This is a genomic window from Streptomyces sp. NPDC050743, from assembly GCF_044456925.1.
Lineage (GTDB): Bacteria > Actinomycetota > Actinomycetes > Streptomycetales > Streptomycetaceae > Streptomyces.
Window position 1 is genome coordinate 79,124 of sequence record NZ_JBITGJ010000005.1, and the last position, 26,804, is coordinate 105,927.

The 26,804-nt window shown below is 70.0% G+C and carries 23 protein-coding genes and 2 tRNA genes; 10 read left to right on the forward strand and 15 right to left on the reverse strand.

Annotation, left to right across the window (positions count from 1 at the left end; genetic code table 11):
- The first annotated feature begins 23 nt into the window (after positions 1-23).
- From ACIBJF_RS07825 to pknB, 3 genes are all read left to right on the forward strand, one after another.
- The gene (locus ACIBJF_RS07825; RefSeq protein WP_356300749.1) at positions 24-1,475 is read left to right on the forward strand and encodes an FtsW/RodA/SpoVE family cell cycle protein; all 1,452 of its coding nucleotides are present in this window, start codon (positions 24-26) and stop codon (positions 1,473-1,475) included.
- The gene (locus ACIBJF_RS07830; RefSeq protein WP_399172823.1) at positions 1,472-2,953 is read left to right on the forward strand and encodes a peptidoglycan D,D-transpeptidase FtsI family protein; all 1,482 of its coding nucleotides are present in this window, start codon (positions 1,472-1,474) and stop codon (positions 2,951-2,953) included. The genes ACIBJF_RS07825 and ACIBJF_RS07830 overlap by 4 nt, the downstream gene beginning before the upstream one ends.
- Positions 2,954-3,549: 596 nt before the next feature.
- Positions 3,550-5,541 carry a Stk1 family PASTA domain-containing Ser/Thr kinase gene (gene pknB, locus ACIBJF_RS07835; protein ID WP_399172824.1) on the forward strand — a complete coding sequence of 664 codons (1,992 nt, stop codon included), beginning with the start codon at positions 3,550-3,552 and terminating at the stop codon, positions 5,539-5,541.
- A gap of 401 nt (positions 5,542-5,942) precedes the next feature.
- Here the strand turns inward: pknB and ACIBJF_RS07840 are convergent, their stop codons facing one another.
- The 6 genes from ACIBJF_RS07840 to ACIBJF_RS07865 are packed head-to-tail and all read right to left on the reverse strand — an operon-like array spanning position 5,943 to position 10,359.
- Entirely contained in the window at positions 5,943-6,701 is a 759-nt protein-coding gene (locus ACIBJF_RS07840; RefSeq protein ID WP_399172825.1) for a class E sortase, read from the reverse strand.
- 29 nt (positions 6,702-6,730) lie between these two features.
- Complete coding sequence (locus tag ACIBJF_RS07845) at positions 6,731-7,960, reverse strand: class E sortase (RefSeq protein WP_399172826.1); 1,230 nt, start codon at positions 7,958-7,960, stop codon at positions 6,731-6,733.
- The gene (locus ACIBJF_RS07850) at positions 7,957-8,595 is read right to left on the reverse strand and encodes an aminodeoxychorismate/anthranilate synthase component II (protein WP_399172827.1); all 639 of its coding nucleotides are present in this window, start codon (positions 8,593-8,595) and stop codon (positions 7,957-7,959) included. The genes ACIBJF_RS07845 and ACIBJF_RS07850 overlap by 4 nt, the downstream gene beginning before the upstream one ends.
- Complete coding sequence (locus tag ACIBJF_RS07855; protein WP_399172828.1) at positions 8,592-8,753, reverse strand: hypothetical protein; 162 nt, start codon at positions 8,751-8,753, stop codon at positions 8,592-8,594. Before ACIBJF_RS07855 ends, ACIBJF_RS07850 begins: the two co-directional genes overlap by 4 nt.
- A gap of 52 nt (positions 8,754-8,805) precedes the next feature.
- Positions 8,806-9,516: a class E sortase gene (locus ACIBJF_RS07860; RefSeq protein WP_399172829.1), complete on the reverse strand. Its 711-nt coding sequence runs from the start codon at positions 9,514-9,516 to the stop codon at positions 8,806-8,808.
- Between the two features lie 54 nt (positions 9,517-9,570).
- The gene (locus ACIBJF_RS07865) at positions 9,571-10,359 is read right to left on the reverse strand and encodes a DUF881 domain-containing protein (RefSeq protein WP_399172831.1); all 789 of its coding nucleotides are present in this window, start codon (positions 10,357-10,359) and stop codon (positions 9,571-9,573) included.
- 150 nt (positions 10,360-10,509) lie between these two features.
- Between ACIBJF_RS07865 and crgA the strand changes: the two genes are divergently transcribed.
- Positions 10,510-10,764, forward strand: coding sequence for a cell division protein CrgA (gene crgA / locus ACIBJF_RS07870; RefSeq protein ID WP_365720215.1), 255 nt, complete (start codon positions 10,510-10,512; stop codon positions 10,762-10,764).
- 236 nt (positions 10,765-11,000) lie between these two features.
- Here crgA and ACIBJF_RS07875 read toward each other — a convergent pair whose 3' ends face one another.
- Positions 11,001-11,894: a rhomboid family intramembrane serine protease gene (locus ACIBJF_RS07875; RefSeq protein ID WP_399172832.1), complete on the reverse strand. Its 894-nt coding sequence runs from the start codon at positions 11,892-11,894 to the stop codon at positions 11,001-11,003.
- Between the two features lie 163 nt (positions 11,895-12,057).
- The gene (locus ACIBJF_RS07880) at positions 12,058-12,588 is read right to left on the reverse strand and encodes a peptidylprolyl isomerase (RefSeq protein WP_399172833.1); all 531 of its coding nucleotides are present in this window, start codon (positions 12,586-12,588) and stop codon (positions 12,058-12,060) included.
- A gap of 281 nt (positions 12,589-12,869) precedes the next feature.
- On the opposite strand from ACIBJF_RS07880, the gene ACIBJF_RS07885 reads away from it, so the two are divergent.
- A complete protein-coding gene (locus ACIBJF_RS07885; RefSeq protein ID WP_399172835.1) occupies positions 12,870-13,595 on the forward strand; it encodes a DUF5324 family protein in 726 nt (241 codons plus the stop codon).
- Positions 13,596-14,148: 553 nt separating this feature from the next.
- Here the strand turns inward: ACIBJF_RS07885 and ACIBJF_RS07890 are convergent.
- A tRNA-Ala gene (locus tag ACIBJF_RS07890) sits at positions 14,149-14,221 on the reverse strand.
- A 185-nt stretch (positions 14,222-14,406) separates the two neighbouring features.
- On the opposite strand from ACIBJF_RS07890, the gene ACIBJF_RS07895 reads away from it, so the two are divergent.
- Together ACIBJF_RS07895 and ACIBJF_RS07900 are read left to right on the forward strand one after the other, a co-directional pair.
- A complete protein-coding gene (locus ACIBJF_RS07895; RefSeq protein WP_351802933.1) occupies positions 14,407-14,955 on the forward strand; it encodes a helix-turn-helix transcriptional regulator in 549 nt (182 codons plus the stop codon).
- Positions 14,956-15,184: 229 nt separating this feature from the next.
- Positions 15,185-16,741 (forward strand): protein kinase, encoded by a 1,557-nt coding sequence (locus ACIBJF_RS07900; RefSeq protein WP_399172836.1) that lies wholly within the window; start codon positions 15,185-15,187, stop codon positions 16,739-16,741.
- Here the strand turns inward: ACIBJF_RS07900 and ACIBJF_RS07905 are convergent.
- Together ACIBJF_RS07905 and ACIBJF_RS07910 are read right to left on the reverse strand one after the other, a co-directional pair.
- Entirely contained in the window at positions 16,705-18,039 is a 1,335-nt protein-coding gene (locus ACIBJF_RS07905) for a hypothetical protein (RefSeq protein ID WP_399172837.1), read from the reverse strand. The genes ACIBJF_RS07900 and ACIBJF_RS07905 overlap by 37 nt on opposite strands.
- Before the next feature lie 346 nt (positions 18,040-18,385).
- Positions 18,386-18,514, reverse strand: coding sequence for a DLW-39 family protein (locus tag ACIBJF_RS07910; protein ID WP_003999697.1), 129 nt, complete (start codon positions 18,512-18,514; stop codon positions 18,386-18,388).
- Positions 18,515-18,863: 349 nt separating this feature from the next.
- Between ACIBJF_RS07910 and ACIBJF_RS07915 the strand changes: the two genes are divergently transcribed.
- Together ACIBJF_RS07915 and ACIBJF_RS07920 are read left to right on the forward strand one after the other, a co-directional pair.
- Complete coding sequence (locus ACIBJF_RS07915; protein WP_399172838.1) at positions 18,864-19,214, forward strand: DUF6344 domain-containing protein; 351 nt, start codon at positions 18,864-18,866, stop codon at positions 19,212-19,214.
- Between the two features lie 120 nt (positions 19,215-19,334).
- Positions 19,335-20,183 (forward strand): glycosyltransferase family 2 protein, encoded by an 849-nt coding sequence (locus tag ACIBJF_RS07920; RefSeq protein ID WP_399172839.1) that lies wholly within the window; start codon positions 19,335-19,337, stop codon positions 20,181-20,183.
- Here the strand turns inward: ACIBJF_RS07920 and ACIBJF_RS07925 are convergent.
- Positions 20,173-20,361, reverse strand: a complete 189-nt coding sequence (locus ACIBJF_RS07925; RefSeq protein ID WP_399172840.1) for a ferredoxin — start codon at positions 20,359-20,361, stop codon at positions 20,173-20,175. The two genes, ACIBJF_RS07920 and ACIBJF_RS07925, sit on opposite strands and share 11 nt — an antisense overlap.
- Positions 20,362-20,476: 115 nt before the next feature.
- Entirely contained in the window at positions 20,477-20,959 is a 483-nt protein-coding gene (locus ACIBJF_RS07930) for a hypothetical protein (RefSeq protein ID WP_399172841.1), read from the reverse strand.
- 616 nt (positions 20,960-21,575) lie between these two features.
- On the opposite strand from ACIBJF_RS07930, the gene ACIBJF_RS07935 reads away from it, so the two are divergent.
- The gene (locus ACIBJF_RS07935; RefSeq protein WP_399172842.1) at positions 21,576-25,655 is read left to right on the forward strand and encodes an NACHT and WD repeat domain-containing protein; all 4,080 of its coding nucleotides are present in this window, start codon (positions 21,576-21,578) and stop codon (positions 25,653-25,655) included.
- Between the two features lie 187 nt (positions 25,656-25,842).
- Here ACIBJF_RS07935 and ACIBJF_RS07940 read toward each other — a convergent pair.
- Positions 25,843-25,919 (reverse strand) — tRNA-Ile (locus ACIBJF_RS07940).
- Between the two features lie 134 nt (positions 25,920-26,053).
- A complete protein-coding gene (locus ACIBJF_RS07945; protein ID WP_399172843.1) occupies positions 26,054-26,788 on the reverse strand; it encodes a DUF3566 domain-containing protein in 735 nt (244 codons plus the stop codon).
- Between the last annotated feature and the right edge of the window lie 16 nt (positions 26,789-26,804).

The window sequence follows — 26,804 nt, forward strand, 5'->3', positions numbered from 1 at the left end:
GCCGCGAGAGGCCCTGTCACACGATGAGCAGTACGACTAACTCGCCGACGCACCACACGTCCACGATCGGCGCGATCGGCGCGCCGAGCCGCCGCAACACCGAGCTGGCCTTGCTGGTCTTCGCCGTGGCCATCCCGGTGTTCGCCTACGCCAACGTGGGCCTGGCCATCAACGACTCGGTGCCCGCCGGGCTGCTGAGCTACGGCCTCGGTCTCGGTCTGCTGGCCGGCGTCGCCCATCTCGCCGTACGGAAGTTCGCCCCGTACGCCGACCCGCTGCTGCTGCCGCTGGCCACGCTGCTCAACGGGCTCGGGCTCGTCGTCATCTGGCGGCTGGACCAGTCGAAGCTGCTGCAGTCGCTGCGCGGCTTCTCCCCGGCCGCGCCCCGTCAGCTGCTGTACACGGCGCTGGCCATCGCCGTGTTCGCGGCGGTGCTGATCTTCCTGAAGGATCACCGGGTCCTGCAGCGCTACACCTACATCTCGATGTTCTGCGCTCTGATCCTGCTCATCCTGCCGCTGGTGCCGGGCCTCGGGGCCAACATCTACGGCGCCAAGATCTGGATCAGGATCCCCGGCCTGGGCTCCCTCCAGCCCGGTGAGTTCGCGAAGATCATCCTCGCGGTCTTCTTCGCCGGCTACCTGATGGTCAAGCGCGACGCCCTGGCCCTGGCCAGCCGCCGCTTCATGGGCCTGTACCTGCCGCGCGGCCGTGACCTCGGCCCCATTCTGGTCGTCTGGGCGATCTCGATCCTCATCCTGGTCTTCGAGACCGACCTCGGCACCTCGCTGCTGTTCTTCGGAATGTTCGTCATCATGCTGTACGTCGCCACCGAGCGGACCAGCTGGATCGTCTTCGGTCTGCTGATGTCCGCGGTCGGCGCCGTCGGCGTGGCGAGCTTCGAACCGCACATCCAGACGCGTGTGCAGGCCTGGCTCAACCCGATGCGCGAATACCAGCTCAGCCGCCAGGTCACCCACGACGGCATCCTCCACTCCGACCAGCTTCAGCAGTCTCTGTGGGCGTTCGGCTCCGGCGGCACCCTCGGCACCGGCTGGGGCCAGGGCCACTCGGACCTGATCAAGTTCGCCGCCAACTCCGACTTCGTCCTCGCGACCTTCGGCGAGGAGCTGGGTCTCGCGGGCATCATGGCGATCCTGCTGATCTACGGCCTGATCGTGGAGCGCGGCGTGCGCACCGCCCTCGCCGCTCGCGACCCGTTCGGCAAGCTGCTCGCCGTCGGCCTGTCCGGGGCCTTCGCCCTCCAGGTCTTCGTGGTGGCCGGCGGTGTCATGGGGCTCATCCCGCTGACCGGCATGACCATGCCGTTCCTGGCCTCCGGTGGCTCCTCCGTGCTGGCCAACTGGGCCCTGATCGGCATCCTCATCCGCATCAGCGACACCGCCCGCCGCCCGGCGCCCGCCCCCGCCACGAACCCCGACGCCGAGATGACCCAGGTGGTCCGCCCGTCATGAACAAGCCCCTGCGCCGGATCGCGATCTTCTGCGGCCTCCTCGTGCTGGCCCTGCTGATCCGGGACAACTACCTCCAGTACGTCAAGGCCGACCAGCTCGCCGGCGACCAGGACAACCTCCGGGTCCGCATCGAGCGCTACTCCCACCCGCGCGGCGACATCATCGTCGACGGCAACCCGATAACCGGCTCCGCCGAGTCCAAGGGCAGGCAGTTCAAGTACCGGCGCACCTACAAGGACGGGCCCATGTGGGCGCCGGTGACCGGCTACTCCTCCCAGGCCTTCGACGGCAGCCAGCTGGAGAAGCTCGACGACGGCATCCTCACCGGCAACGACGACCGGCTCTTCTTCCGCAACACCCTCGACATGATCACCGGCAAGCCCAAGCAGGGCGGCAACGTCGTCACCACGCTGAACGCGGCCGCGCAGAAGGCGGCGTACAGCGGGCTGGCCAGGCAGGGCGGCAAGGGCGCGGTCGTCGCCCTGGAGCCCTCCACCGGCAAGATCCTGGCACTGGCCTCCTACCCGTCGTACGACCCCTCGTCCTTCGCGGGCGACCGCGACAGCGACTCCAAGGCCTGGAACAAGCTCCAGAAGAAGAACAACCCCTCCGAACCGATGCTCAACCGCGCGCTGCGCGAGACCTACCCGCCGGGCTCCACGTTCAAGGTGGTCACCGCCGCGGCGGCGCTGGAGAACGGGCTGTACAACTCGGCGGACCAGGCCACCGACTCCCCGCAGCCCTACACGCTGCCGAACACCACGCGCGAGCTGAAGAACGAGGGCAGCATCCAGTGCAAGAACGTGTCCCTGCGGGAGGCGCTGCGCATCTCCTGCAACACGGTCTTCGGTCACATCGGTGACCAGCTCGGCAAGGACAAGATGTTGAAGGAGGCCGAGAAGTTCGGCTTCAACGCCGAGCAGTTCACCCCGGTGCGGTCGAACGCGTCCGTCTTCCCCAAGGAGATGGACCGCCCCCAGACGGCGCTCAGCTCGATCGGCCAGTTCGACACCGCCGCGACCCCGCTGCAGATGGCGATGGTCGCCTCCGCGGTCGCCAACGACGGCAAGTTGATGAAGCCGTACATGGTCGACGAGCTGCAGTCCTCCAACCTCGACCCGGTCGAGAAGACCCAGCCGGAGGAGATGAGCCGGCCGCTGTCGCCGGCCAACGCGCAGATCCTGCAGTCGATGATGCAGACGGTGGTCGAGAAGGGCACCGGTACGAACGCGCGGATCAACGGTGTCACCGTCGGCGGCAAGACCGGTACCGCCCAGCACGGTGTGGCGAACAGCGCCAACCCGTACGCGTGGTTCATCTCCTACGCCAAGCTGCCTGACGGCAGCTCGCCGGTCGCCGTGGCCGTGGTCATCGAGGACGAGAGCGCCAACCGCGACGACATCTCCGGCGGCGGCCTGGCCGCGCCGATCGCCAAGAACGTGATGCAGGCGGTCATCAAGAGCAAGTCGGGTTCCTGACGTACGGCCGGTTCCCGACTCCCGGCTGACCTCGGGAGAATTTCCACCGATGCCCTGCCCCGGATTCCGGGGCAGGGCATTGTTCTTCGACGTCGTGTACGTTCGGCTCCGCGAAGATCACGGGCGGGGGCTGCCCGTGGGCGGGCGTACAAGAACCCGTGCAGGCCCTAAAGGCCCCCCGCGGTCGGCCCCGGGCAAGAAGTCCTCCGCCGCGGCGAGCAGCTACACGGCCTCCCCCCAGGAGATCACCACCGCCGTCGATGACGTCGAGTGCGAGAAGAAGTCCTTCTACGCCGAGACATGGCACACAGTCGAGGCGGACCTGAAAAGGGCGCGCCATCCGGCAGAAGGCCGAGCCCCTGAAAGCAGCCGCCGTACAGGCCAGGGCGGCGCTCGCCGAGATTGACTCGGAAATCAGCCGACATCTACCGTTTTGCCCGACGACCACCAGCCGAATGAGCTGTACCGGTCCGGTATCAGCTTTCCCTGCCGTGCCAAGCACGAGGGTGACGCCCGGTAGCGTATGCCGGGGACAGCACACCGCCGGACCACACGTGGGTGTGGTCGGGACCGACGGAGAGGGCTGGTAGGTAGCTATGGAAGAGCCGCGTCGCCTCGGCGGCCGGTACGAGCTGGGCCAGGTGCTCGGCCGTGGTGGCATGGCCGAGGTCTACCTCGCGCATGACACCCGCCTGGGCCGCACCGTGGCAGTGAAGACCCTGCGCGCCGATCTGGCACGCGACCCTTCCTTCCAGGCTCGGTTCCGCCGGGAGGCCCAGTCGGCCGCCTCGCTCAACCACCCGGCGATCGTCGCGGTCTACGACACGGGCGAGGACTACATCGACGGGGTCTCCATCCCGTACATCGTGATGGAGTACGTCGACGGCTCCACCCTGCGTGAGCTTCTTCACAGCGGTCGCAAGCTGCTGCCGGAGCGCGCGATGGAGATGACCATCGGCATCCTCCAGGGCCTGGAGTACGCCCACCGCAACGGCATCGTCCACCGCGACATCAAGCCGGCCAACGTCATGCTCACGCGCAACGGCCAGGTCAAGGTGATGGACTTCGGCATCGCCCGCGCCATGGGCGACGCCGGGATGACCATGACCCAGACGGCGGCGGTGATCGGCACGGCCCAGTACCTGTCGCCGGAACAGGCGAAGGGCGAGCAGGTCGACGCCCGCTCGGACCTGTACTCGACGGGTTGCCTCCTGTACGAGCTGCTGACGGTACGACCCCCCTTCGTGGGCGACTCCCCGGTCGCGGTGGCCTACCAGCACGTCCGCGAGGAACCCCAGCCCCCGTCGGTGTTCGACCCCGAGATCACCCCCGAGATGGACGCGATCGTCCTGAAGGCGCTGGTCAAGGACCCGAACTACCGCTATCAGTCGGCCGACGAGATGCGCGCCGACATCGAGGCCTGCCTGGACGGCCAGCCGGTCGCCGCGACGGCCGCTATGGGCGCGGTGGGCTACGGCGGCTACCCCGACGACCAGCCGACGACGGCCCTGCGCCCGGACACCGGCGCGGGAGCGACCAGCATGCTCCCGCCCATGAACCCGGACGACGGCGGCTACGGCTACGACGAACCCACCGGCCGCCGCCGCCAGCAGCCGAAGAAGTCCAACACCTCCACGATCCTCCTCGTGGTCGCGGGCATCCTCGTCCTGATCGGCGCGATCCTGATCGGCAAGTGGATCGCCAGCGGCGGCAACACGGGCGACGGCAAGGTGGCGGTGCCGACGTTCAAGGGCCAGCCGCTGGCAACGGCCAGGAAGATGGCCGAGAACGTCGACCTGAAGGTGTCGGTCACCAGGAAGCCCTGCGACGACCAGCCCAAGGGCAACGTCTGCACCCAGGACCCGCAGGCCAAGACGGAAGTGGACAAGGGCAGCACGGTCAACTTGACGGTGTCCACGGGCGCGCCCAAGGTCACCGTGCCGGACGTCCGCGGCATCCAGTTCGACCAGGCCCAGTCCCAGCTGACGGACAAGGGCTTCAAGGTCGAGAAGAAGACCCAGGTGTCTTCCCAGACGCCCAACGTGGTCATCGACCAGGACCCGCAGGGCGGCACAAGCAAGCAGAAGGGCACCGTGATCACCCTCACGGTCGCCAAGGCCGAGGAAAAGGTCACCATCCCCGGCGACATCGTCGGCATGTCCTGCGACGACGCGAGGGCCAAGCTGCAGCAGCTGGGCCTGGCACCCAGCTCCACCTGTACCCCGACGCCTACTCCCAACCAGGACGACGACGGCAAGGTCCTCTCGACCAACCCGCCGGTGGGCCAGCAGGTCAGCAAGAACACGCCCGTCACGGTCAACGTGGGCCAGTTCCAGGGCCAACAGCAGACGCAGGTGCCGCAGATCCAGGGCCAGAAGCTGAAGGACGCCAAGCAGCTCCTGCAGCAGGCGGGCCTCCAGGTCGGAAACATCCAGGGCTCTCAGGACGACAACGCGATCGTCGTCCAGTCGGACCCGCCACAGGGCACCACGGTCAACACGGGCCAGGCGATCAACCTGGTCACCCTCGGCGGCAACCAGAACGGCAACAACGGCGGCACCAACATCTTCGGCGGCATAAACGGCTGACCCCGCCACCGACATACGGGTCAGCCCAGGAACACGGTTCCTGGGCTGACCCGTATTCGTATGGGCGGTGCAGAGGGCCCTTGCCGTGATCGCATTGCAGTGCTGCTGCCGGACGGGATGCATGTGACGACGGCGATCATGTGACAACGGCGATGGTGGCGGCGTACTTCGAGGTCACCGTCAAGACAAAGCTGATCGCTCTGCGGGCGGGAGTTCGAGGGGACGCGAGACGACCGATCCGCCGTCGGAGTCATGGCCTCCATGGACGCCACTGAACGGCCGCGTATTCGAGCATGCTGGAGTAGGCACGGCCCGACACAAAGAGGTCCGTAGCCGCAAAGAGTGGTTGCGGCTTCGGGCCTTCGCCATGCCAGAGGACAGAGGTGCCCGAAGAACCCCTGTCAGCCCCGCAACTCCGCCGGAGGCGTCCGCTCGCTGTCGACCTTCTCCACCCGGACCAGCTCGCCCCACACCACATACCGGTACTCCGAGGTGTACACCGGCGTGCAGGTCGTCAGCGTGATGTAGTGACCCGGCTTCTTCTTGCCGGACTGCTTCGGGACCTGGTCGATGACCTTGACGTTGTACTTCGAGGTCTCCGGCAGGATCGAGTAGACCTTGTAGACGTACCAGTCGTCCCGCGTCTCGAAGACGATCGGGTCGCCCTTCTTCAGCTTGTCGATGTTGTGGAACTTCGCACCGTGCCCGTCCCGGTGGGCGGCGAGGGTGAAGTTGCCGTCCTTGCCGGTCATGGGCAGGGCCGCCTTGACGGGGTCCGTGTAGTAGCCGGCCACACCGTCGTTCAGGACGTTCGTGCCCGTGCCCTTCTCGACCAGGACCTCGCCGTTCTTCATGGCCGGCACATGCAGGAAGCCGATGCCGTCCTTGGTGTCCAGTGCGCCCGGCCCGGAGTCCGGGGTGGCGTGCGCCCAGTGCTGACGCACCTTCTCGGCCTGCTTGTCCGCCTTGCGGTCCGCTATCACATTCGTCCACCACAGCGAGTAGACGACGAACAGGGCGAGCAACAGCCCGGCCGTGATGAGCAGTTCACCGAGGACGCTCACCACCGCCGCAATACGGCCCGGACGCCGGCCCCGCCGGGCGGAACTCGAATCGGACGCGTCCGTGTGTTCTTCGGTGTCGTCGGCGGTCGCTGCCACAGTGTCCTCTGCCTCTGCCCTTACTCGCGTCAGCCCTGCTCGATGAGCGCGTCCGGCTTGCCCTTGCTGCGCGGGCGTTCCTCGACCATCTTGCCCCAGACGATCAGCCGGTACTTGCTCGTGAACTCCGGCGTGCACGTGGTGAGGGTGATGTAGCGGCCGGGCTTGGTGAAGCCCGAACCCTTCGGGATGGGATCCAGCACGCTCGTGTTGGACGGCGAGGTCACCGGCAACGTCGAGGTCACCTTGTACACGAAGTACGAGTCCTGCGTCTCGACCACGACCGCGTCACCCGGATTGAGCCGGTTGATGTACCGGAACGGTTCGCCATGCGTGTTGCGATGGGCGGCGAGACCGAAGTTGCCGGTCTTCGCATCGGGCATCGCCGTCTTCAACGGGGCCTCGCCGTAGTGCCCGACCATGCCCTTGTTGAGCACCCTCTCGGTGCTGACACCCTCCGCGATCGGCGCGACCACGTCCAGCTTGGGAATGTGCAGGATGGCGAAACCCTGCCCGGGCGCGAAGACCCCCGGGTTGCGCTTGCCGCTCGCCCAGTCGTTCTGGAGCTGGTGCGTCTCGCTGCCCGCCTGCGCGTTGGCACGGACGTTGGTCCACCACAGCTGGTAGGTGACGAACAGCAGCATCAGCACGCCGGTGGTGATGAACACCTCACCGATCGCCCGGCTCGCGATGACCCCCGGACTCGGCTTGCGCAGCCGCGCCTGCCGCCGCGCCTCCATCCGGGACAGCGGCCGGCCGGGCTCCCCGGACTCCGCCGTCTCCTCTGGCGCCGCCTCCCGTCCACCGCCATGACGCCCCCCACGGCGCTTGGCGGCCTTTCTGCGGGCCGCACGGCCACCGCCCGCAGGAACAGTGGCGGAGGAGGCGGAAGAGGCCCCAGAGGCCGCAGACGCGGCACTCACGGACTCCCCATCGGTGCCCGGCCGCGGATCACCGGGGATCCGCAGCGCCATCGTCTCGTCATCCGGAACAGGCCGGTACGGATCGTCATACCGATCGCCGTACCGCTCCCCGCCCCGCTCCCCGCCCCGATCCCCGTACTGATCGGCGTACTGACCGCTGTACGACGCCTCGTAGGCCGCACCGTACGGCTCACCGCGCGACTCGCCGTACGGCGCGCCGTACTGCTCCTGGTGCGCCGCGCCCGCCGCGTTCCAGTCCCCAAGCGCACCGGAAGCCCCGTACGACTGATCCCCGTACGAGGCATCGGTCTCGCGCTCCGGGCGCAGCGCGGTCACGCCGTGGCCCTGCCCACCACCGGGGCCAGCCCCGTCGATCTCGCCACGGCACCCTGATCGCCGCACTGCACCAGCCAGTTGGCCAGCATCCGGTGCCCGTGCTCGGTCAGTACCGACTCGGGGTGGAACTGCACACCCTCGACCGGGAGTTCACGGTGCCGCAAGCCCATGATGATGCCGTCGTGGGTACGGGCGGTCACTTCCAGCTCGGCCGGTACCGTCGCCGGCTCGGCGGCCAAGGAGTGGTAGCGAGTCGCCGTGAAAGGCGAAGGCAGACCCGCGAAGACACCCTTGCCCTCATGCTCCACCAGCGAGGTCTTGCCGTGCAGCAACTCCGGCGCCCGGTCCACCACACCGCCGTACGCCACCTGCATCGACTGCATGCCGAGGCAGACACCGAAGACCGGCACACCGGTCGACGCGCAGTGGCGGACCATGTCCACACAGACGCCCGCCTCCTCCGGCGTCCCCGGCCCGGGCGAGAGCAGCACCCCGTCGAAGCCGTCCTGGGCATGCGCCGTCGACACCTCGTCGTTGCGCAGCACCTCGCACTCGGCCCCCAGCTGATACAGGTACTGGACGAGGTTGAAGACGAAGCTGTCGTAATTGTCGACGACGAGAATCCGCGCACTCACTGGTTGTCCACCGTCACATCGTTGAAGGGCAGCAGCGGTTCGGCCCAGGGGAAGACGTACTGGAAGAGGATGTAGATCACGGCCATGACCAGGACGAGGGAGATCAGCGCCTTCATCCACACGTTTCCCGGCAGATGCCGCCAGATCCAGCCGTACATGCCGTTCCTTCCGTATCCCCACGGCACCTGACTCACGCCGTACGCCACCAGACTAACGGCGCAGAGCCCTCGGTTCGCCTGCCTCCACGGACTGTGTGGAGTCCAGGTGCGCCCAGACGATCAACCGGTGACTGTGCCCCCATTCCGGATCGCACGTGGTCAGCGTCAGATACCGGCCCGGACGCGTATACCCGGACTTACGTGGCACAGGGTCGATCACCTCAACGTCCGTGGGCACGGTTTTGTAGGGCCCTTTGTCGATCCGATACGTGAACCAGGTCGTCCCGTCCGTGAGGACGACGGCGTCCCCGGACCGCAGCCTGGGGAAGTCCTTGAACGGGTCGCCGTGCGTGCGCCGGTGACCGGCCACCGCGAAGTTCCCCTCCTGGCCGAGCTGCGCGGTGCCCGCGTAATGGGCGAGCCCCTTCGCCAGCACATCCCGGCCGGTGCCCTCCAGAACCGGCTTGTTCCACGTGAAACCGAGCCGCGGGATGTACATGATCGCGAAGGCCCTGCCGTAGCGGTACGGCGCCGGTTTCGCCACGGCGACCGCCTGCTCGCCCGCGGCGGCCGCCTTCCTGCCCGGGGCGGCCGTCGGCCGCACGCTCCCCTGCGACCACTGCCGGTGCAACTGGTCGATCTGATCGTTCATGGCACCGTCAGCCCGCACGCCCGTCCAGAACAGTACATAAGCGACGAACAGCACGATCAGGGCGCCGACGGTGATGCACAACTCGCTGACGGTCCGGACGATCACGCGCACCGGCGCCTCCGTTGACGGACGGCTGGCGGACGGCCGACGAATGGCTGCTGCCGGCTACTTCACGGGCTTCGCGTAGTGCAGATCCACTGTGCCCGAGTAGCCGGGAAGAGTCACCGTCCCGTCATCGGTGACTTTCCAGCCGAGGCCGTAGACATTGACGTACACCATGTAGGTCTGGATCGCCTTGCTCGCCGCCAGCGCCTGCTGCAGCCTATCCGGATCACCAACCGCCGTGATCTTGTACGGCGGCGAGTACACCCGGCCCTGAAGGATCAGCGTGTTGCCGACACAGCGCACCGCACTGGTGGAGATCAGCCGCTGGTCCATGACCTTGATGCCCCGGGCGCCGCCCTGCCACAGAGCGTTCACCACGGCCTGCAGGTCCTGCTGGTGGATCACCAGATAGTCGGGCTGCGGCTCGGGATAGCCGGGCAGCTTGGCAGTGGCGTTGGGCGGGGCGTCGTTCAAGGTGACGGTGATGGCGCGACCGGTCAGCTTCTGCGTGCCCGCGCTCGTCTCCAGCCCGCTGAGCTTGCGATCCTGCGCCTTGCTGCTGCCGTCGTCGCTCTCGGCGAGGGACTCCACGCTCCCGCGCAGGGCCGCGTTGGACTCGTCCAGCCCCTTGTTCTTACGGCTGCGCTGCTGGATCAGGTCGGACAGCTTCAGCAGGGAGCCGTCCTGGCGGATGTCGGTGCCCTTGGCCGTGTTGAAGCTGGTGAAGAAGATCAGTCCCGCGAGCGCGAAGACGGCCGCCGTGAGAATCCGCGCGGGGCGGACACGCAGGCGGCGGCCAGGGCCGGAGCCCGTTGATTGCGTCCCGGGGGAGTCGGCAGAATTGCTCAACGTACCCTTATCTCCTTCGGCGCCACGGAAGCACTACGCTAACGGACGCCGGGGGAGCACACAGAGTCGCCATGTTGGCCCTTGTACGCTGCCCGAGCCCCGAACCGGTTACCTGCGCGGCCACGCAGCGCATCGACAGGAGAGACCCTCGTGCCGAAGTCACGTATCCGCAAGAAGGCCGACTACACGCCGCCGCCGGCGAAGCAGGCACAGGCGATCAAGCTGAACAGCCGCGGCTGGGTCGCGCCTGTCATGCTGGCCATGTTCATCATCGGCTTGGCCTGGATCGTCGTCTTCTATGTGACCGACGGTTCGCTGCCCATCGACGCGCTGGACAACTGGAACATCGTGGTCGGCTTCGGCTTCATCGCCGCCGGCTTCGGCGTCTCCACCCAGTGGAAGTAGCTCTGCCCAGGGCTATCCACTGAGTTATCCACAGGGTTGTCCACCCCATGGGGAAAAGAAAGAAGATCTGTGGATAACCCATCGGGCGTTGACGCCGGTATGACTGGCCCACCACCCCTCATAGACCTGTTGGCCCCCTGTCCGACCTGCGGAAACACATCCGAGCGACAGGGGGCACAGCTGTGCCCGCACTCCGTGCACAAGATCCGCCACAGGCTGTGGACAACGGTTCGGTATCAGGTGAGCTGAGCGGTCCTGACCAGCGTGAGAACCACCACCACGGCGAGTACGACCGCACAGGCGCCGTACTGGACCAGCGTCCGCCGCCGGCGCGGGGCGTGGACCATCGCATAGCCGACGGCGACACCGGCGACCAGTCCGCCGATGTGGGCCTCCCAGGCGATGTGCATGGCCGGGGTGAAGGTGATGATCAGGTTGATCACCAGCAGGGCGACGAGCGGGCGCAGGTCGTAGTTGAGCCGGCGCATCAGCACGCCGGTCGCGCCGAAGAGGCCGAAGATCGCTCCGGAGGCGCCCAGGGACTGCTGGGTGGGGTCGGCGAGCAGGTAGGTGAGGGCGCTGCCCGCGAGGCCCGAGACGAAGTAGAGCGCGAGGTAGCGGGCGCGGCCGAGGGCCGCTTCCAGGGGGCCGCCGATCCACCACAGGCTGAGCATGTTGAAGAGGATGTGGGCGTAGCCGCCGTGGAGGAACATCGAGGTCAGCAGGCGGTAGTACTGGCCTTCGGCGACGCCTTCGACCGGGCCGAACAGGGTGAACTGGGCTCGGCCGATCAGCTCGAAGTGGTCGGTGAAGCTGCTGCCGACGGCGAGCTGCGCCAGGAACACGGCGAGGTTGATGCCGATCAGGATCTTGGTGAGCAGCCGCGGGTCGGCCGTGACGGAGCCGCCGGCGATCGTGCGGGGTCGGGATGCCGCCGGTGCGGGTGCGGTGCCGGTGCTGCCGCGTACGCATTCGGGGCATTGGAAGCCGACCGAGGCGCTGACCATGCACTCGGGGCAGATGGGGCGCTCGCAGCGGGTGCAGCGCACACCGGTCTCGCGGTCCGGGTGTCGGTAGCACACGGGCACGCGGTGGGCGGCGTTCTGCGTGCTGCCTTCGGCGTGGTCCATCGGTTCCCCTTGTCGGTCGTCGTGGGACTGCCCCCGGCAATGCCCCGCCCCACTCATCCTTGGTACGGACGAGCGGGGCGTTTTGTTCCCTGCGGGAGGTTCCGGTGTGTTCCCGTGGGGTGTACCGGCGTTTTCCTGCGGGATGGTGTGGGGAGCGGTGGGCTCAGCCCTCGCGCTTCTCGACGACGACCTCGTTGATCACCACGTCGTTCGCCGGGCGGTCGTTGCGGCCGGTGGGCACGGCGGCGATGGCGTCGACGACCTTCTGGCTGGCCGGGTCGGTGACCTCGCCGAAGATGGTGTGCTTGCGGTTCAGCCACGTCGTGGGGGCGACGGTGATGAAGAACTGGGAGCCGTTGGTGCCCGGGCCGGCGTTGGCCATGGCCAGGAGGTAGGGCTTGTTGAAGGACAGGTCCGGGTGGAACTCGTCCCCGAACTTGTACCCGGGGCCGCCGATGCCGCTGCCCAGCGGGTCGCCGCCCTGGATCATGAAGCCGCTGATGACACGGTGGAAGATCGTGCCGTTGTAGAGCGGCTTCTTGCTCTTCTCGCCCGTGCCGGGGTGGGTCCACTCGCGCTCGCCCTGCGCCAGCTCGACGAAGTTCTTGACCGTTTCCGGCGCGTGGTTCGGGAAAAGCTGGACCACGATGTCGCCGTGGTTGGTCTTCAGGGTGGCGTAAAGCTGCTCAGCCACGATCTGCCTTCCGTTGTCTTCCTGTGACTCCCCGATCCTCGCACGGTCGGGGGCGTACGTCGCCCGGCAGCCACGAGTTCCGCCCGGAAGGCAGCGCTCGTCGGCGATTCGTGGCAGTGTCGAGGGCAGGGCAGGTTGCCCGGGAATTACCGGAATGGCTCCGAAGGGAGCAATCAGCACCCATATGCCCTGCCCTCGCATGCCGCGCGGACCGTTGGCAGGCATGATCCGTAAAAGGGTGGAAAGTCGAAATACCGTACGCCACCGAGGAGGAGGAACCCGTGACCCGCATCGACAGCGTGCGCGCCGCGACCGGCTCGGCGAAGGACAGCGTGCTGCACGCCGCGGAAGTGGTGGCGCCCTACGCCGACACGGCCAAGGAGCGTGCCGCGCTCTACGCGCAGGAGGCACGCGTACGGCTTGCCCCCGTTGTGTCGCAGGCAGCCGAACAAGCCCGCGTGCAGTACGACGCCCGGCTCGCTCCGCGTCTGGAGCAGGCTCGTGCGCATGTGCCGCCGAAAGTGGACCTGGCAGCGCAGGAGGCCGCCGTCCGCGCCCGTAAGGCTGCCCGTCAGGCGGCCGAGTACTCGCGTCAGGCCGCCGAGTACTCGCGTCCGAGGATCGAGCAGGCCGTGGCCGCGACGGCTCCGGTCCGTGAGGAGGCCGCCGCGCGTGGCGCGGCCGCCCTGGCCGCACTGCGTGGTCAGGTCTCGGCGGAGGAGATCCAGAAGCTGGCCCGCCGGAACGAGCGTCGGTGCAGGGCCGGCCGGGCTGTGAAGGGGCTGGCGCTGCTGACCCTGGTGGCCGGTGGTGCCTTCGCGGCCTGGAAGTGGTGGGACAAGCAGGCCAACCCTGATTGGCTGGTCGAACCGCCGGCGGCGACGGAGGTACCGGAGTCGGGTGGCCGGCTCAGCTCGGTGGACGGCAGTGGCGCCTCGGCGCTGGATCCCGAGGTCCAGGCGAAGCAGGCCGAGGAGGATGCCGCGAACCAAGACGACGAGCAGTAGCCGGTCCGAGCCGGTCGAAAGTGCCAGCCGGTCGGAGTGCCGGAGGTCACCGGCTGGCACAGGGCACGGATCACCTACCGTCGGCCGTCAAACGGGCTGTGGGACAAGCGGGTTGACGCTCGCTGCCCATGGCCCGTTTCACGTGAAACCACCCGGCCCGCACGTCGGCCAGGCCCAATAGCCCGGGGGACAAAGGGGATTTCATCCTCGGTGAACCCGGTCGGTGAACCTGGTCGCCGGGCAGAAGAGGCCGCGCTCGTCACCTCGCCGACTCCAGCACCTCCACCGTCATCCGGGCGGTCCCCTCCACACCGGGTCCGGCCGACGTCCGACCGAGGCGGTGCCCATCGGGACCGGTGTCCATCGTGGCGGAGTCCGTTTGGGCCGGTGTGCGGCCGGTCCGGCGTCCACCGCGGCCGCCGCCCCGGGCCCCTCACCCGCAGAGCGCCGCCCCGCTTCCCGGGTGCCCCACCACCTTCAGCACAGGCAGCGTCCTGCCCATGAAAAATGCCTCCCGAACCAGCGTTTCCGCAGGTCGGGAGGCGTTTCGGGGTGGAGCCTAGGGGAGTCGAACCCCTGACATCCGCCATGCAAAGACGGCGCTCTACCAACTGAGCTAAGGCCCCGGGAAGCAGCGGCCGCCCGGAGGAATCGCGTTCCGGTGGTCGCCGCAGACCAGAGTACCGGGTCACCCCCGGTATCCCGCAAAAAGATTGGGGGGTCCCCGCGAATGACCACGCTCCGTAAGATGCACGACGTGGTTCGCTACAGCGAACCGCGCGGTTTTTTGGGGAAGCGATGGGGAGACGCAATGGACGCCGCACAGCAGGAAGCCACCGCGAGAGCGCGGGAGCTGCAGCGGAACTGGTACGGGGAGCCTTTGGGGGCGCTCTTCCGTAAGCTCATCGAGGATCTCGGGCTGAACCAGGCCCGTCTCGCTGCGGTCCTGGGGCTGTCCGCTCCGATGCTCTCGCAGCTGATGAGCGGCCAGCGCGCGAAGATCGGCAATCCTGCCGTGGTCCAGCGGGTGCAGCTGCTGCAGGACCTCGCGGCGCAGGTCGCGGACGGCAGTGTGAGTGCGGCCGAGGCCACCGAGCGCATGGACGAGATCAAGAAGTCACAGGGGGGCTCCGTGCTCAACAACACCACCCACACCACCAGCGGTTCGGGGGCGCCGACGGTCAAGCGGGTGGTCCGCGAGATCCAGTCGCTGCTGCGCTCGGTGGCCGCCGCGGGCGACATCATCGACGCCGCGGACAGCCTTGCGCCGAGCCATCCCGAGCTGGCGGAGTTCCTCCGGGTCTACGGCGCCGGCCGTACCTCGGACGCCGTCGCGCACTACCAGTCCCACCAGAACTAGGGCCCTCGGCCCGGTCCACGGAGGGGGTCCGTGGGCCGGGCCGGGGCCGAGTCCGGTGAGGGGGCGACTGGGCGCGGAGTGTCGGTCCATGGGGGTGGGCCGGTCCTCGCACGTGGAGCGGGGTCGTATCACTCATCACGGGGGAGACCAGGGGGGAACCGAGGGGGAGCGGGGAACCAAGGGGGCAGGGGGACCGGCGCGGGTTCCGGGGGAGGAGCGATGGGCTGCCATGGGTGAGGTGTTCGCCGGCCGGTACGAGCTGGCCGACCCGATCGGACGCGGGGGCGTGGGCGCCGTATGGCGTGCCTGGGACCACCGCCGACGGCGCTATGTGGCCGCCAAGGTGCTTCAGCAGCGTGACGCCCACTCCCTGCTGCGCTTCGTGCGGGAGCAGGCTCTGCGCATCGACCACCCTCATGTCCTCGCCCCGGCCAGCTGGGCCGCCGACGACGACAAGGTGCTCTTCACCATGGACCTGGTCGCCGGCGGCTCGCTGGTCCACCTCGTCGGCGACTACGGGCCCGTGCCGCCGGCGTTCGTGTGCACCCTGCTCGACCAGCTCCTGTCCGGTCTCGCCGCCGTGCACGCCGAGGGGGTCATCCACCGGGACATCAAGCCTGCCAACGTCCTGCTGGAGGCGACCGGGACCGGCCGGCCGCGGCTGCGGCTGTCCGATTTCGGCATCGCCATGCGGCTCGGCGAGCCCCGGCTGACGGAGACCAACCTGGTGGTGGGCACGCCCGGTTACCTCGCCCCCGAGCAGATACTCGGCGCCGAACCGGACTTTCCCGCCGACCTGTTCGCCGTGGGCCTGGTCGCGCTGTATCTGCTCGAAGGCGCCAAGCCTGACGCCAAGGCGCTGGTGCGGTATTTCGCGGAGAACGGGACGCCGGGGCCGCCCAAGGGCATCCCGGAGCCGCTCTGGCAGGTCGTGGCCACGTTGCTCCAGCCCGACCCGGCCGCGCGTTTCCGCACCGCCACGGGTGCGCGCAAGGCGCTGGCCTCCGCGGCAAAACTCCTGCCGGAGCCCGAGCCCGACGACGAGCTGATCGAGATCTTCGACCAACTCGGCCCGCTCCCGCCCGGGTTCGGCCCCGACGGCCCCGTCAAAAGGGCCTCCGGAGTCGCCGTGGACCTTACCGAGGACGCGGATACGCGTCCGGCGGCGGACGTCGGTGCCCGTGGCGGTCCCCATGCCGGTACTGGTGGCAGCACGGATTCGTCTGCGGACGCGGGCACCGGCTCCCTCTCGGACACCGGCAGCTTCCGTCTGCCGCCGCCCCAGGATCCCTCGGCCTCCGCCCAGAATTCCCCGGCCTCCGCCCAGAATTCCCCGGCCTCCGCCCAGGAACCCCAGGAGCCCGCCACCTACGAGCCGTACGCCCCGCAGGAGCTCCAGTACCCCGACGAGCAGAGGCCGTACAGCCCGCCGCACCCCGCTCTCCCCCCTCAACTCCCCCTTCATGAGCCGTACATAGCCCCCCGGATCCACGCCCCCCGCGTTCACCACGGTCCCGGGACTCCGCACGCCCCCTGGAGCTCCACGCCGTCCTCCAGCGCGATGGCGGGTCATCGCTCCGATGCCTCTACTGCTGCGTACACCGCTCAGGACGCGCAGGTTCCCTCTCCGGCTCAGCCGGTTTCGGGCCTGCCCGCGCAAGGGCGGGCAGGGCGCCGGGCCAGGCGGAATCGGCGGCCCGGTCCGTCGGCGAAGGTCGCGATCCCGATCCTGTTGCTGGCGCTGGCCTGCTACGCGGTGGGCTTCTGGGCGTTGACCCGCGTCTGAATGCGCTGAGTCCTCCGCGCCGTCACCGTCCAGCCAGCGAGCACCAGCAGCAGCACCGTTCCCAGGCCGATCCCACTGATGGCGACCAGCCTCATCACGGGGGCGGCCCCGTCCCCGGTGTTCCCGGTGAGCGCCGCCTCCCGGTCCTGCTCGGAGACGGTGAACACCTCCCCCGGCACGGGTCGCCCGGCGTATTCCGGGCCGGCGTGCGCCCGCCCGGCCACCCGGACCCGCAGGGTCACCGCGAAGGGCCCCCGCCCGAAGGAGTCGGCCGTCTGCTCGCTGAGATGCAGCACGAGGTAGTAGTCGCCGGCGAAGCGGACGGAGGTCACCCCGGTGGGTACGGCGTAGCGGTTGGCGTACTCCACCGGCGGGAGCGGAGCGAGCACGGCGGGCTTCTGTGTGCCGGTGTAGCCGAGGGCGGCGTCCTCGACGTAGCCGCGGACAGGGTTGTAGAGGGAGAGGTTCAGGGCGCCGCCGACATAGCCGTGACCGGTGGCGCTGCCCAGTTCGGCGGAGGCGTGGAGCTGTCGGCCCCAGTCGAGCGGCACCTTGTAGAACCGCGTCTCGCCGGGCACGAGGGACGTCCGCCAGACGCCTTGCCCCAGGGGGCTCGCGGAGGCGAACCCGGTACCGCCGGACCGGTCGCGGGGCTCACCGGTGAGCGGCTCGGGCGTGGCGGAGTCCCAGGCCTGCGGCGCGGAGGTGGCGCCGGCCCGCGCGGTGCGCGGTTCCGTGACGGGCGCGATCTCCAGGTCCCAGCGCTGCGCGGGGGCGGTCGTACCCGGCCCCTGGGCGTCGAGGCGTCGGACGACCACGTAGTACGTGCCCCTGCCCTGGCACACCGCCTTGCCGGTCTCCCGCTGTCCCAGCGCGGTGACCGGGCGCGGGCTGAGCCCGGCGCCGAAGCGGGCGCCCGCGAAGGAGCAGGGCGTGCCGGTGGCGTCCTGGACCGACACGGTGATGCCGTCGGTGGCGGAGACGGTGGCGTGCGCGGGGGGTACGGCGGTGACGGGGACGTAGGCCGAGTCGGTGGCCCCGAGTTCGAGCCGGTAGTAGAGCTTGCCGTTCCGCGGAAGGGAGCTGCGGTAGGTGCGGCCGGCGTCCAGCCGTGGTGCCGTCGCGGTGCCCGTCGCGCCCGCGACGGTACGGGCGCCGGGCGTGAAGGCGTACGACTGCGGCGACCCCTTCTCGGTGGCGATCGCGTTCGCGTGGGCGGCCGCCATACCGCACGGCAGGACGAGCAGCGCGCAGAGTCCTGGCAGGAGGGCCGTCCGCAGGGCGCACGGTCCCGGCATCAGGGCTGTCCGCGGGGCGCCGGGGACCGTCCGGCGGCCGTACCGCCGCCACCACGCCGTACACCGCGCTCGTTCCCGCACGTGCCGCCCTCCCCAGTCGCGTACCGGACCGCGCTCCATCCTGCCCCGTGCGCCCTCGCCCCATCCGGACAATGCGTACAGCCGTCCGAAACGCCCGGCAACGCCCCGCGAGACCCGACCAGGCAAGGCACGGCCGCCCGTTGGGGCTCGGGCCGGCGTCTACAGCATTCCGCGGGCCCCCGCAACACACGGGCGGGATGGCGGGCAGCACAAAGCCCCGACCGCGATGGCGGTCGGGGCCTGTTTCAGATTCCGGTATCGGCACTCACGAACCCGTGGGCACGGAGTCAGTCGCCTCCGTCCACAGATCCTGCTCGGCGCGATCCGCCTGGATCTGGCGGTACACGAGGAGCCCGCCGATGGCGGCCAGTGCGACCAGGAGCAGCTTCTTCACCGCGCGACCTCGTCTTTCCTTGACGTAGGGGACCTCTGGCGCCCGACTATACACACCGACCGATATCGATCGGTGACCTGCGTCGGGCCCCAACTCCCGCCTTGGACAGCGCATTAGGCCAGGTCCGGCGGCATTCCGGGCGGAGGGTGATCGCACCTCCACGGACGGTTACTTTGCTCCCCCTTCGCCGGCGCTCGTCAGCTTTTGAGAGTTTTCCGCCACTCTTGCGGCCATCCGAGTGGTGTTGATCTGAACATCGCCGCGCCACGGGCGTCGGTCCACCACTTCGCAGCCCCGATACACATCATGAGGAAAGTACGCAAATCGCCCAACCCGAAAGTGAGGGGCCATGACCAAGAACAAGGTCATGCAGCTGTGGACCACCATCGTCACCGCTTTTCTCGCGCTGTGCACCGCGCTCGGACTCGTCACCACCACGGCCGCCACGACCGCGGCGGCCGCACCCCGGCCCGAGAGCCCCAGCACCGGCACCGCGCACAGGACCATCCCGACGATCCCGGCGCCACGGCACTGGTCCCGGTCCTACACCAGGGCCGCCCTGCCCCCCACGATGAAGCAGCGGATCAGGGCCGAGGCCCACGGGAAGACCCCCCGCTGCCGGCAGCGTCCCCTCATCGACACCCAGGCGGAGACCACGACCACCCCCGCGGAGCACTCGGCGTCCACGCTCGACTGCTGATCTCCAGCCGTCACGCAGTACCGCAACGTCTCGACACCACGGCGACTTGCGTACGCACCAGTCGACACGAAAAGACCCCCGGCCGGGTTCGGCCGGGGGTCTTGCGCTTTTGTTGCGTGTATGACCTGGGAGGATGATCGACAACACTCCGGAAAGGTGGTGAGTGCTGCCGTGACCCGGCGCGTCACCGTTGTCACCGCTGTCCACGGCCCGTCCGCGCGGTTCCTGCCGGACGCCTACGCGTCCCTGTGCGAGCAGCGGCTTCCCGGTGGCTGGGAGTGGGAGTGGGTGATCCAGCAGGACGGTACGACGGACGAGGTCCGCCCGTTCGTCCCGGACGACACGCGTGTGAGCTTCGGCCAGAGCCGGCCGGGCGGGCCCGGAGTCGCCCGCACGATCGCGCTGGCGCGCGCCGGGGGCACGTATGTGAAGGTGCTGGACGCCGACGACCGGCTCACGCCGGGCGCGCTGGCCCGCGATGTGGCGGTACTGGAGGCGCACCGCAGCGTCGGCTGGACGACGTCCCGGGCCCTGGACCTGCTGCCGGACGGCTCGACGGTGGGCTTCCCCGGCAATCCGGGCGACGGCCCGCTCGAACGCGGTGCCGTGCTCGATCACTGGAAGCGGAACGACTTCCGCGCACCGGTCCATCCGGCGACCCTGTGCGTCCGGCGCGAGCTGCTCATCGTGCTCGGCGGCTGGATGGCCCTGCCGGCGTCCGAGGACACGGGCCTGCTGCTGGCGCTGGACGCGGTGAGCCGCGGCTGGTTCTCGGCGGAGGTCGGCCTGCTGTACCGCAAGTGGGAGGGCCAGGTCACGGGCCAGGCGTCCCACGTCGACCCCGTCGAGCGCGCGGCGCGGATGGCGGTCGCCGAGGCCCGGGCCCGCGCACTGGCCGACTTCGAGTGGTCCTACCCGGCCGGGCCGGCCGGCACCTCGTCCACGGCTCGCCAGGGCGCTACTCCGTGAGCACGATCGCCTGCGAGGGGCACTTCTCGGCCGCCTCCTGGACCTGCGGGTCGTCGGCGGACTCCGCCCGGCCGGGCCGTACGACGCCGTAGCCGTCCTCGAACACGAACACGGCCGGCGCGCGGTGCGCGCACTCGGCAGAGCCGTAGCACAGGGAGCGGTCGACGGAGACCTTCATGCGTCCTCCAGCCCTAGACGGTGGCTTCGTGGACGTCACTGCCCGGCGAACCACCCGCTGAACCGGCCCTGCGCACGCTACTGCTCCGCGCCCGCGCTCCTGCTCCGCGCCCGCGCTACCGCTCCGCGCCCGCCACCGAGAGCCAGTGGGCCACCCGGCGGACCGTGGGTTCGTCGAGCAGGTCGGCCATCGTCCGCACCGCCTCGCCGTCCTCGGCGCTCAGGTCGTACAGGCCCGCCTTGCTCAGGCCGGCCATGAGCACCTGGTGCCGGCGGTCCGTCATGCGTTCCGTGAGCTTGGCCGGTGCACCGGCGCCGGGCGCGGGCGGGTCGGCCGAGGTGGCCGGGGCGGGAGCGGACGCCTTGCCGGACGGGATGTCGAAGAGGTGCCAGGCACCGTCCTTGGGCCCCCACAGCGCGACCGCCGCCTCCTCGCCGCGCGCCCGAACGGTCTGGGTCATGTCTCCGACGGCGTACAGCACGGGAGCCCGGTCGGGAGACTCGGCGCCCACCGTCCAGGAGTCCTGGGAGGGCTGGTGGAACATCGCGACCCAGCGCGGAGCACCCGGCGGTCGCGGGCACGGGGGACGCTTGTGCATGACACTCACCCCTTCGGGAACGGGACGCCCACCTTCGGGAACAGTCGCCGACAGGCACCGTATCTGACGGGCCATCAGATATCCAGGGCGTGGGGCGCGCTCGGATGGCATCCGCGCTTCCGGCTTGGTCACGGCCGACGCGGCACCCTGCCCGCATCCGGAACCAGGGTGCGGTGTCCTCCCGGACCGAGGCGCTGCGCAGGTGCAGAAACCGAGAAGCACACGGTGTTTCACGTGAAACGCCCATCCGGCCGGTCCGGAACACCCCCGCCGCCGGTCCGGAACACCCTCCGCCCGTCCGGCGCCGGTCCCTCCCCTCGCGGGGACCGGTGCCGGACGGTGCGAGGCATCGACCGCTGCCGCGTCGGCTCGGCACAGGTCGAAGTAACGAAGTTGGCCGAGATCCTTCGGCGCCAAGGGCTGTCTGTCCGAGCACGGCGCCGTGGCCTGTCCGGACGGTGTGTGACGAGTCCGCTACCGGGTCCGGATCCTGCCATCTGTTGCCCACGGCGAGGAGACCGCGACCTCCGGTCCGGTGCTTATCCGCAGGTCAGACGTATAGGGTGGGTTTTCCGGTCCGGACGTCCAGACACGGGGGGAAGTAAGGGGTGGGACCTTGAGTTCCGACTCAGGGGCACGCACAGCTTTCGCCGAGCGCCTCGCGCTGCTGTACAAGGAGGCCGGTAACCCTCCCCTCAAGAGCGTCGCCGAGGCGGTCGTACGGCTGCAGCGGGTCGACGAGCGCGGGCGGCCCGTACGGGTGTCGGCTCAGCGGATCAGCGACTGGCGCCGGGCCAAGAACGTCCCCGCCCAGTTCACCGCCCTCGCGGCAGTGCTGCACATCCTGATTCCGGAGGCACGCCGGCTGCGGCCCGCGCCGGTGTCCACGGGCCTGTACGACCTCGCGCACTGGCAGCGGCTGTGGGAGCGCGCGCTGGCCGACCCGGTGGGCGACCGGCCCGCGCCGCCCCCCGAGGAGAACCGGCAGGCTCCCGCTCAGGCCCCGCCCGTCACCGGAGGCGTCTGCCCCTACCGGGGGCTCGCCCCCTACCGGCTGGAGGACGCCCGGTGGTTCTTCGGCCGGGAACGGAGCACGGGCGCGCTCATAGCCCAGCTCCGCGCCGCCGAGCGGACCGGCGGTCTGGTGATGCTGGTGGGCGCCTCGGGAGCGGGGAAGTCCTCCCTGCTGAACGCCGGCCTGGTCCCCGCCGTACGCGACGGCGCGCTGCGCGACGCACCCGGCACCGGCGTAGCGCACACAGGCGCCGCATCACCCCAGACTCCGCAGGACACCACCGCCGACCGCGTCCTGCACCTCGTCCCCGGCGCCGACCCCCTCGGTGAGCTGGTCCGCCGTATCCCCGATCTCGGCGCGGTCGCCGCCGACGCGCGCCGGGCCGAACAGGAGGCCACGGAGAATCCGGCGGTTCCCGGCTCCGACTCCCCACGAGTGGCCCAGGCGGCTCGCGAGGCCGTGTCGGAGTGGATCCGCCGCGAGACGTCCGGGGAGTGCCGTCCGGTCGTCGTCGTGGACCAGTTCGAGGAAGCGTTCACCCTCTGCGCCGACGAGACGGACCGGCGTACGTTCATCCAGCTCCTGCACGCCGTCTGCACCCCGCCCGCCGGCTCGGGCGAGCCGGCACCGGTGGTCGTCGTCCTCGGCATCCGCGCCGACTTCTACGAGCAGTGCCTCGGCTACCCGGAACTGGCCGACGCGCTCCAGCACCGGCACATGGTGCTCGGCCCGCTGACCAGCACCGAGCTGCGCGAGGCGGTGACCGGTCCGGCCAAGGCGGTGGGTCTGGAGCTGGAACCGGGGCTCGCCGAGCTGATCGTCCGCGAGGTCAGCGCCGACGGACCGCGCGGGGCGCATGACGCGGGCGTGCTCCCGTTGCTCTCGCACGCGCTGCTCGCCACCTGGCAGCGCCGCAAGGCCGGGCGGCTGACGCTGGCCGGCTATCGCGCGGCGGGCGGGATCCAGGGGGCGGTCGCGGCGACCGCCGAGCGTGCCTGGTCGGGGCTGGACCCCGCGGCCCGTACGGCGGCCCGGCTGCTCCTGCTGCGGCTGGTCCGGCTGGGCGAGGACACCCACGCCACGCGGCGGCGGGGCACCCGGCGGCAGCTGGCGGAGGAGTCGGCGGACCCCGGCAAGACGGAGGAGTCCCTGGAGGCCCTCGTACGGGCCCGGCTGGTGACGCTGGACGCCGACACCGTGGAGATCACGCACGAGGCGCTGCTGCACGCCTGGCCCCGGCTGCGGCACTGGATCGACGACGACCGGGGCGACCAGCTGCTTCGCCAGCGGCTGGAGGAGGACGGCCGGGCCTGGGAGGACTCGGGCCGGGACAGCTCGCTGCTCTACCGGGGCTCCCGGCTGGAGCAGGCGCGCAGCTGGGCGCGATCGGCCGGGGACACGTATCTGACCCGCAGCGCGGTGGAGTTTCTGGCCGCGGCCGTCCGGCTGCGCAAGCGCACGGTGTGGATCAGCCGGGCCGCGGTGGCGGCTCTGGTGGTGCTGGCCCTGGTCGCGGGCGGATCGGCGGTGATCGCCCGGCAGCAGCGCGACGACGCCGTCTTCGAGCAGGTGCTCGCCGAGGCCGACCGGGTCCAGCGCACGGATCCGTCCCTGGCCGCCCAGCTGGACCTGGTCGCCCACCATCTGCGCCCGGGCGACGAGGGAACGTACAGCAGGCTGATCTCGATCGTGAACGCGCCGCTGGCCACCCCCCTGTCCGGCCACAGCGGTGCCGTCTACCTCACCTCCTTCAGCCCCGACGGCAGGACGCTGGCCACGGCCAGCTACGACCGGACCGTCCGCCTGTGGAACGTCGCCGACCCCGCCCACCCGAAACCGCTCGGCAAGCCGCTCACCGGCCACACCAGCTGGGTGAGCAGCGCCGTCTTCAGCCCGGACGGGCGCACCCTCGCCAGCGCCGGCGACGACGGGACGATCCGGCTGTGGAACGTGACCGACCCGGCCCAGCCGAAACCGCTCGGCAAGCCGCTCACCGGCCACCGGGGCACGATCTACCTGGTCGCCTTCAGCCCGGACGGCCGCACCCTCGCGAGTGCCGGCGAGGACCGCACCGTACGGCTGTGGAACGTGGCCGACCCGCGTCGCCCGGGCGAGCTCGGCGCCCTGCGCGGGCACAGCGCCGCGGTGCGCAGCGTGGCGTTCAGCCCCGACGGGCACACCCTCGCGGCGGGCGGTGACGACGACGCGATCCTGCTGTGGAACACGGCCGACCCACGCCACCCCAAGCTGTACCCCACCGCCCTGAAGGGCCACACGGACCTCGTGCACTCGGTGGCGTTCAGCCCCGACGGCCGCACCCTCGCCTCCGGCAGCGCGGACGACACGATCCGGCTGTGGAACGTCACCGACCCGGCCCACCCGGCCGCGCTCGGCTCACCGCTGGCCGGGCACACCGGCCCCATCTGGTCGGTGGCCTTCAGCCCGGACGGCAGCAGGCTGGCCGCCGCGAGCGCGGACAGCACGGCGAGCCTGTGGAACGTCGGCGATCCGTCCCCGTCGCAGGTCGGGGAGCCGCTCGCGGGCAGCAGCGGGGAGATGTACGCCCTGGGGTTCAGCCCCGACGGGCGGACCCTGGCCACCGGCAGCGGCGACAGCAAGGTACGCCTGTGGTCGCTGCCGACGTCGGACATCATCGGCCGCACCAGCGCGTTCCGGCCCGACGGACGGATGCTGGTCACGGCGGCGCGGGACGGCAGGCTACGGCTTTGGAACGTGACGCGGCCCGGGCGGCCCGTACCGCTGGGGAATGCCTTCATGCAGGCGGACGGCGGCCATCGCGCCCCGCTGTTCTCCCCCGACGGCCGCATCCTCGCCGTCCTCACCAACAACCAGGCCGTGTACCTGTGGAACGTCGGCGATCCGTCCCACCCGGCCGCCGCCGGACCGCCCCTGCGCCTGCGGACTCGCTTCGCGGGGCCGGGCACGCTCGCCTTCAGCCCGGACGGCCGCACCCTGGCCACCGCCTACGACGACGACACCATTCAGCTGTGGAACGTCGCCGACCCCGCGCACCCGGTGGCGCTCGGCAGACCGCTCACGGGCCACCGGGGCTACGTCAACGCGCTCGCGTTCAGCCCCGACGGCCGCACCCTCGCCTCCGGCAGCGCGGACAGCACGATCCGGCTGTGGAACATCACCGACCCGGCCCGACCGACCGGGCTCGGCCGGCTCACGAAGCACTCCGGCCCGGTCAACGCGATCGCCTTCAGCCCGGACGGCCAGGTTCTGGCCAGCGGCAGCGACGACGACACGGTCCGCCTGTGGAACGTCGGCCACCCCACCTCGGCGACCGCTCTGGGCGCGCCGCTCACCGGCCACACCGAGGCGGTCAAGTTGCTGACGTTCAGCCCGGACGGGCACGTTCTGGCCAGCGGCGGCAACGACAACACGATCCGGCTGTGGAACGTCGGCCACCCCGCCTCGGCGACCCCCATCGGCCAGTCGATGAGCCCCAACGCCAAGTCGGGCACCTTCCTGTCCTTCAGCCCCAGAAGCCGCGTCCTCGGCGTCTCCAGCGGCACTGACACGGTCCGCCTGTGGAGCCTGGACTCCGGCGCGGCGATCGACCACATCTGCTCGGTCACCCGGGGCGTACTGACCCCCCAGAAATGGCACGAGTACCTGCCCCGGCTCTCCTACGACCCTCCGTGCGACCGCTGATCGGCCAACCTGACTTATTCCCGCCCGACTTTTCCCCGCAAGGCCTCCGGGCTTGTTACCCTTGGCCACAGCCCGATCGCTGGTGCATCCCCCGTCGCCAGCGGTCGGGCCCTTTTTGTGCCGCCCGGTCGAGGTCCGCCGCAGATGCAAAAGACCCCCGATCCATCCGGACCGGGGGTCTTCGTGCTGGTGGGGCTAACAGGATTTGAACCTGTGGCCTCATCCTTATCAGGGATGCGCTCTAACCAACTGAGCTATAGCCCCGCCGCGCTTTGCGGTGTGTGTCCCGCGCGCTGACTCCTGAAGATTAGCGCACGACCACGTCAGTCCCAAAATCGGTTGTCGGAGGACCGTCAGGTCAGGGGACCCGCAGGGCGTCCGCAGGCCCTCCGCAGGGCCTATTCGTCCTCCGCCAGGGTCAACTCGACGCCGCCCACGAAGCCCGCCGAGAGGTTGTAGATGAACGCGCCGAGCGTCGCGAGCGCCGTGGCCAGGACCACGTCGATGACCGCGATGATCGTCGTGAACGTCAGGACGCGGGGGAGCGAAAGGAAGGCCTGGAGGTCGAAGCCGTTCCCCTCGTTCGAACCGGTCGCCTCCGAGATCGTGCCGCCCACCGTCGAGAACACGCCCATCGCGTCCATGACCATCCACAGCACCGCCGAGGCGACGATCGTGCAGATGCCGAGCGCGACGGAGAGCAGGAAGCTGACCTTCATCACCGACCAGGGGTCGGCCTTGGCCACCCGCAGCCGCGCCTTACGGGTGCGCGGCGCCGTACGCGCCCCCGTACGCGGCCGTCGTACGCCGCCGGCGGGCGCCTGGGCCGGATAGGCCTGCGGCGGGTGGTACGGCCCGGAGGGCTGCTCCGGGCGCCGCTCCCCGGGGAGCGGAGACGACGACTGCGCCTCGCCGGCCGCGGCCGGGCCTCGGGTGTCCGTCACAGTTCCCCCCTGGGATCCAGACGCGCCGGAGGAGTCCTTCGCGGACACCTTCACCGGCTTCAGGTTGGTCGTGTGCGGGTCGGCCACGCTCCCCGCGCCCGCACCATGCGCGGCGGAGCCACGGCCGCCGCCGTCCGTCTCCGTACCCGTAGGGGTACCGGCCGATCCGGCGCCCGTGGCTCCGCTCACGATGACTCTCTCCTCG

Coding starts and splice junctions, on each gene's coding strand:
- ACIBJF_RS07825 (WP_356300749.1), top strand. CDS start 24: ATGAGCAGTACGACTAACTCGCCGACGCACCACACGTCCACGATCGGC.
- ACIBJF_RS07830 (WP_399172823.1), top strand. CDS start 1,472: ATGAACAAGCCCCTGCGCCGGATCGCGATCTTCTGCGGCCTCCTCGTG.
- pknB (WP_399172824.1), top strand. CDS start 3,550: ATGGAAGAGCCGCGTCGCCTCGGCGGCCGGTACGAGCTGGGCCAGGTG.
- ACIBJF_RS07855 (WP_399172828.1), bottom strand. CDS start 8,753: ATGTACGGCTGGATCTGGCGGCATCTGCCGGGAAACGTGTGGATGAAG.
- ACIBJF_RS07875 (WP_399172832.1), bottom strand. CDS start 11,894: ATGGACCACGCCGAAGGCAGCACGCAGAACGCCGCCCACCGCGTGCCC.
- ACIBJF_RS07895 (WP_351802933.1), top strand. CDS start 14,407: ATGGACGCCGCACAGCAGGAAGCCACCGCGAGAGCGCGGGAGCTGCAG.
- ACIBJF_RS07900 (WP_399172836.1), top strand. CDS start 15,185: ATGGGTGAGGTGTTCGCCGGCCGGTACGAGCTGGCCGACCCGATCGGA.
- ACIBJF_RS07905 (WP_399172837.1), bottom strand. CDS start 18,039: ATGCCGGGACCGTGCGCCCTGCGGACGGCCCTCCTGCCAGGACTCTGC.
- ACIBJF_RS07915 (WP_399172838.1), top strand. CDS start 18,864: ATGACCAAGAACAAGGTCATGCAGCTGTGGACCACCATCGTCACCGCT.
- ACIBJF_RS07920 (WP_399172839.1), top strand. CDS start 19,335: ATGACCTGGGAGGATGATCGACAACACTCCGGAAAGGTGGTGAGTGCT.
- ACIBJF_RS07925 (WP_399172840.1), bottom strand. CDS start 20,361: ATGAAGGTCTCCGTCGACCGCTCCCTGTGCTACGGCTCTGCCGAGTGC.
- ACIBJF_RS07930 (WP_399172841.1), bottom strand. CDS start 20,959: ATGCACAAGCGTCCCCCGTGCCCGCGACCGCCGGGTGCTCCGCGCTGG.